At 32.0% G+C, this 5,920-nt stretch carries 5 protein-coding genes; 4 read left to right on the top strand and 1 reads right to left on the bottom strand.

The window, feature by feature from the left end; genetic code table 11:
• The first annotated feature begins 511 nt into the window (after positions 1-511).
• The 4 genes from CD150_RS13880 (at position 512) to CD150_RS11895 (ending at position 4,127) form a co-directional block, all read left to right on the top strand.
• Positions 512-658, top strand: coding sequence for a glycerophosphodiester phosphodiesterase family protein (locus CD150_RS13880; RefSeq protein ID WP_225792139.1), 147 nt, complete (start codon positions 512-514; stop codon positions 656-658).
• Between the two features lie 211 nt (positions 659-869).
• Positions 870-1,241, top strand: a complete 372-nt coding sequence (locus tag CD150_RS11905) for a VOC family protein (protein ID WP_046207467.1) — start codon at positions 870-872, stop codon at positions 1,239-1,241.
• Between the two features lie 179 nt (positions 1,242-1,420).
• Positions 1,421-3,487, top strand: coding sequence for a heavy metal translocating P-type ATPase (locus CD150_RS11900; RefSeq protein ID WP_073342969.1), 2,067 nt, complete (start codon positions 1,421-1,423; stop codon positions 3,485-3,487).
• Positions 3,488-3,647: 160 nt separating this feature from the next.
• Positions 3,648-4,127, top strand: a complete 480-nt coding sequence (locus CD150_RS11895) for a GNAT family N-acetyltransferase (protein WP_073342964.1) — start codon at positions 3,648-3,650, stop codon at positions 4,125-4,127.
• A gap of 360 nt (positions 4,128-4,487) precedes the next feature.
• Here CD150_RS11895 and CD150_RS11890 read toward each other — a convergent pair whose 3' ends face one another.
• Positions 4,488-5,918 carry a YfcC family protein gene (locus CD150_RS11890; RefSeq protein WP_073342958.1) on the bottom strand — a complete coding sequence of 477 codons (1,431 nt, stop codon included), beginning with the start codon at positions 5,916-5,918 and terminating at the stop codon, positions 4,488-4,490.
• Between the last annotated feature and the right edge of the window lie 2 nt (positions 5,919-5,920).

Raw genomic sequence — 5,920 nt, 5'->3', positions numbered from 1 at the left:
GGGTTTAATAGGTTAAGGCTAAATGAATGAATATAATTATATGTATAATTTTAGAAGTAAAGATTTAAGCATGTGCTTTGAGAAGCATTAACTTTTTAATTACAAATTTATTTTTAACAATTTTTTGCGTTGTAATAAGAGATAAGTACGTTTGTCCAAAAAAGCATTCAGCATATTAATCTTGTTGAGATCTTAAAATATAAAAATAAAAAACCAAAAATATGATGATTGATGGTGGTAAACTTATAGATATTGTTTTTATAAATTCGTTACTAATCAAAAGTAATGTATTGAAATTAGAAGCGTTCATCATTTCATTCATTTTTGTTTCTGATGGTCTGGTTAAAATTGTGATAAATGTTATTATCAAGAAAAAAATAGTAGAATATTTTAGACTTTTTTTAAATCTCATAAAGCACCTCATTTTGATTTAGCATATCATGATTTTGAAATAACTATGACAAATGAATTATTTGTTCATATTATATAATAATAATTTATTTATGTCACAGTGTTGCTGAATTTTACTATAAAATTGTTGATTAAACGAGCTCACAAAAACGGTTTAAAAGTTCATGTGTTTACATTGAATAGTCAAGAAGAAGTAAAAGAAATGAAAAAAATGGGTGTTGACGGTGGTTTTAATAATAACCCATAGATAAAATAATAAATTCATCCCACCAATGATATATAGAAACATACTGTGTTTAGGTAGGAACTTGAATCCCTTAGAAGATTAAATTATTAATGAGAATACTAAAATTTAAATTTATATACTTATATACAGGGAAAAATTTTTACATAAATCGTTTATATGTATATCGTTTTGGCTATATTTAAGCATGTCTAAAATTGAAAGGTGTATTGAAATGGAAAAATTAAATCAAGTCATGCTATATGTAGATGATCAGTCAAAAGCTGTTGATTTTTGGAAAAATACCATGGGATTTGCAGTTTTATCAGAAGAAGCATTAGCGGAGGGATATAAAGCAGTAGAAATTGCTCCTAATAATGAAGTTGAAACATCTATCTCTATTATGGAAAAAGAATTTATAAAAAAATATAGCCCAGGCGTTAATCTGGGAACACCATCACTGATGTTTAAAGCTTCTAATTTTGATGAGCTTTATACAAAATTAAAAGACATGGGTTTAACTGGACATGATATTATTGAAATGTCAGGAACGCGTGTATTTAATTTTCAAGATGGACAAGGTAATTATTTTGCAGTAAGTGAATAGCATTTAGTGTTTCTTAAAATAAATAGCTGTGATCAAAAGGACTGAAATCAAGGCGATGAAATTCGTTGGTTTCAGTCTTTTTTAGTAATTGTAAGCATATTTATTATACCTTATAGGGGTATGTGTTATAATCGTTTATGTTAAGAGAATAACGATACACTTTGTAAGGAGGATATAATATGACAAGTTCCAATAATCATGAAGCACATGATAGTCATGAGCATCAGATGCACGAAGGACATCATACACATCATCATGAAGAACATGAAATGCATGAACACCATGGACATCATCATGGTAATTTTAAGCGTAAATTTTTTATATCATTATTATTTGCCATACCAATCATCATTTTATCACCAATGATGGGAATAAAATTACCGTTTCAGTTCTCATTTAATGGTTCTGATTGGATTGTATTAGTACTTGCCACAGTTTTGTTTTTCTATGGTGGCAAACCTTTTTTAACTGGTGCAAAAGATGAACTTGCGTCTAAAAAGCCTGGTATGATGACACTTGTTGCGCTAGGTATTTCTGTAGCATATGTTTATAGTTTATATGCATTTTATATGAATCATTTTAGCAATGTATCAGGACATGTAATGGACTTTTTCTGGGAATTAGCAACATTAATATTAATTATGCTATTAGGACATTGGATTGAAATGAATGCAGTTGGTAATGCAGGAAATGCTTTAAAGAAAATGGCAGAACTTCTACCTAACAAAGCAATAAGAATCATAGATTCAGAACAAAAAGAAGAAGTTTCTATTTCAGAAATCGAAGTGGATGATATCGTAGAAGTGAAAGCTGGAGAAAGCATACCGGCAGATGGTGTGATTATTCAAGGTAGTACTTCTGTAGATGAATCATTAGTCACAGGAGAATCTAAGCAAGTGGTTAAAAATGTACAAGATGAAGTGATTGGTGGTTCAATAAATGGTTCAGGTACGGTAAATGTCAAAGTAACTGCTACAGGTGAAAATGGCTATTTATCCCAAGTGATGGGGTTAGTCAATCAAGCACAAAATGACAAATCAGACGCTGAATTATTATCAGATAAAGTAGCAGGCTATCTATTTTATTTTGCAGTGAGTATTGGTTTAATATCATTTATCGTGTGGATGATTATCCATAATAATTTAGATTTTGCTTTGGAACGATTAGTGACAGTATTGGTTATTGCTTGTCCGCATGCATTGGGATTAGCAATACCACTTGTTACAGCACGTTCTACTTCTATTGGTGCACATCATGGCTTAATCATAAAAAATAGATCTTCTGTTGAATTAGCTCAGCATATTGACTATATTATGATGGACAAAACAGGGACTTTAACTGAAGGTGATTTTTCAGTTAATCATTATGAAAGCTATACACCTCAAAGTGATAATGAAGCAATCTTATCTTTATTTGCTTCATTGGAAAGTAATTCTAACCATCCACTTGCTTTAGGCATCGTGACGTTTGCAAAAAATAAAGGTATCACAATCAAAAATCCTCAAGAAGTAACAAATATACCAGGTGTTGGTTTACAAGGTATAATAGAAAATCAAAAATATAAAATTACCAATGTAAGTTATTTAGAAAAAAATAATTTGAAATATGATATAGAACAGTTTGAAAAACTTGCTAAACAAGGTAATTCAGTTAGCTTTTTAATTCATAATGAAGCAGTCATAGGAGTGATTGCACAAGGTGATAAAATTAAAGAAAGTTCTAGAAAAATGGTTTCCGATTTATTATCAAGAAATATTACACCAGTGATGTTAACAGGTGATAATAATGAAGTGGCAAATACGGTCGCTAAAGAACTAGGTATTAATGATGTTCATGCTCAACTATTACCTGAAGATAAAGAAAAGATTATTCAAGACTATCAAGCTGAGGGACATAAAGTAATGATGGTTGGTGATGGAATCAATGATGCACCTAGTTTAATTCGAGCGGATATAGGTATGGCTATTGGTGCAGGTACGGATGTTGCTGTTGAATCAGGAGATGTGATCCTTGTTAAAAGTGCACCATCAGACATTATTCATTTCCTTACACTTTCTAAAAATACTATGAGAAAAATGGTTCAAAACTTATGGTGGGGCGCTGGATATAACATTATTGCTGTACCGCTCGCAGCTGGCGTTTTAGCATTTATTGGCTTAATCTTATCACCTGCTATCGGAGCAATTTTGATGTCTTTAAGTACGGTTATTGTTGCCATTAATGCGATGACATTGAAATTGAAATAGGACTATAAAAATTTTGAATAAATGTGTGAATATAGTGACTTTGATAAAGTGGAACGACACTATCTTTTTAAAGGTAACGTGTTTGTTCCACTTTTTTTTAATTCGTAAACGAAAAATGAATTATGCTAAACTAGTGTTAATTTAAAGAGAGGGGGATGACATGTCGTTAACACTAGAACCAATGACGCAACGAACTTTTGATAAAGTTTATGAAAAGAGCATACATGAATATGCACATGAACATATAAAAAGCGGTATTTGGGAAACAGAAGGAGCTATTGAAAGGGCACGTTCAGATTTTGAAAAATTACTGCCCCACGGATTAGCTACTGATAATCAATATTTATTTACTGTTGTTTATTTGAATGAAACGATTGGATATTGCTGGCTGCATTTTGCGGAAAATAAAAAGATAAATAAGTGTTTTATTTATGATGTACATATTTTTGACAATTATAGAGGGAAAGGATTAGGTGAGAAAACTATGCTTTGTATCGAAGATTATTGTGAAAAAAATAATATACATCGTATCGGTTTACATGTGTTCGGTCATAATAGGCGGGCAGTGTCCTTGTATCATAAGTTAGGGTTTCAAACTACTAATTATAGAATGGAAAAAGTGATAGAGAATGATGATTAACATAAAACATTAATTTAAAAATAAGAGAATAATCTTGCAACTGGAATTTAAAAATTGGTAATCAAAGAAAATGAAAACCGTAGTATTTTAGAATGTATTAATGATTGATTGATTTTTAATAGAATGGTGATTGACTGTATCCATAGGGGAAACGTGAACTTGAATTGATTCTCAAAATTGATTCTCAAAGTTTGCCAAAAGGGTTAATCGTTCAACAGCATATCATTTTTTATAAAACAGAAGAAACGTCAATTTCTATTTCATCTCAATAGAAATTGACCTTTATGTACTCATTAAAAGTTATAAAAGATTAAAATTTTATCAATAGCTCTGATATACGAATGACCAGTATTAGCATATTTAGGACCAGCCAATTAATTGCGCAATTACCAATGTAGCAATAGAAATAAGTCCCCATATAATAAATAGTGGAAAGAAAAACTTGATCCACTTGGTATAAGACACGCCACCAATAGCTAATGCAGCCATGAAATAACCGCTTGTGGGGTAGAATACATGTGTGAAACCATCGCCTAATTGGAAAGCCAAAACGGCTGTTTGGCGAGTAATACCTAGCATATCGGCTAAAGGTGCCATGATAGGCATAGTGACAAGTGCTTGACCACTCCCCGATGAGATGATGAAGTTAATTAATACCTGGACGATATACATACCAATGACTGCGACAGTCGGTGCGGCCCCCTCAATAACAGAACCTAATCCATAGACAATACTATCCATAATTTTACCATCTTCAAGAACGACCACGATAGAACGGGCAAGCCCAACAATGATAGCGCCCATCAAAACATCCTTAAATCCGTCGTTAAATGATTCGCAAATTTCACGTGTAGTCAACCCGGTAACTAATCCAACGACAATGCCCATAATGATAAATAAGCCGGACATTTCAACCATAAACCAACCTTGTGTAGTCACGCCATAAACAAGTATGACGAAAAAGGTTAATACTATAGCAATACCGATTTTTTGACGTTGAGTGGCAACCAATGGTTTGTGCTTCGTAATATCTTTATATGTCTGTCTTTTTTCTGTGTCTTCTTGATAAACTAAACTGATATTTGGATTTTGTTTTACTTTTTGAGCGTATCTCATTATAAATAATATTGTTACAAAGAGCACAATGATAAAGAGTGTGAGTCGTAAGCCAATACCAGAAAAAACAGGTACACCGGACAATTTTTGAGCCAATCCAGTGTTGATTGGATTTAATACACCAACTGTAAAACCGACTACAGTACCACATAACGCAATTGCAGTAGCCGTTATAGAATCATAGCCTAAGGCAATAATTAACGGAATGATAACTGGTATGTATACAAGCGAAAGTTCAGCTGTACCAATTAAAGTAGCAATAATTGCAAATACAGAGGTCAATACTGGAATGATAAAGATACTATGATTTAAAAATTTACGCGCGAGTTTATCAACACCAATTTCAATAATGCCAGTACGTCTTAATACCATAAACATACCACCAATAATAAGTGTGAAGAATACGATTTCACCTGCTGCTATGAGTCCTTTAGGAATAATGGATATAAAGTCTATTATATTGACTGGTGTAGCTTTTATGTAATGAAATGAATCTGCATCAACCATTTCTCTGCCTTCAGGTCCTTTAATTCGATTAAACTCTCCGGAAGGAATGAGGTAAGTGGAAATGGTAGCGATGGCACCAAATATAAATAATATGACATAAATATGAGGCATTTCGAACTTTTTTCTGTTTTTATTTGTTGTTTTCCCTTTGTTTTTTAAAAATTTCATTG

It is taken from the genome of Staphylococcus ureilyticus (genome assembly GCF_002902235.1).
Classification (GTDB): domain Bacteria; phylum Bacillota; class Bacilli; order Staphylococcales; family Staphylococcaceae; genus Staphylococcus; species Staphylococcus ureilyticus.
The sequence above is the reverse complement of the archived record's forward strand: the minus strand, read 5'-3'. Positions and strand labels throughout refer to the sequence as shown.

Excerpts from the sequence above, each read along its gene's own strand:
- CD150_RS11905 (WP_046207467.1), top strand. The coding sequence starts at position 870 with ATGGAAAAATTAAATCAAGTCATGCTATATGTAGATGATCAGTCAAAA.
- CD150_RS11900 (WP_073342969.1), top strand. The coding sequence starts at position 1,421 with ATGACAAGTTCCAATAATCATGAAGCACATGATAGTCATGAGCATCAG.
- CD150_RS11895 (WP_073342964.1), top strand. The coding sequence starts at position 3,648 with ATGTCGTTAACACTAGAACCAATGACGCAACGAACTTTTGATAAAGTT.
- CD150_RS11890 (WP_073342958.1), bottom strand. The coding sequence starts at position 5,918 with ATGAAATTTTTAAAAAACAAAGGGAAAACAACAAATAAAAACAGAAAA.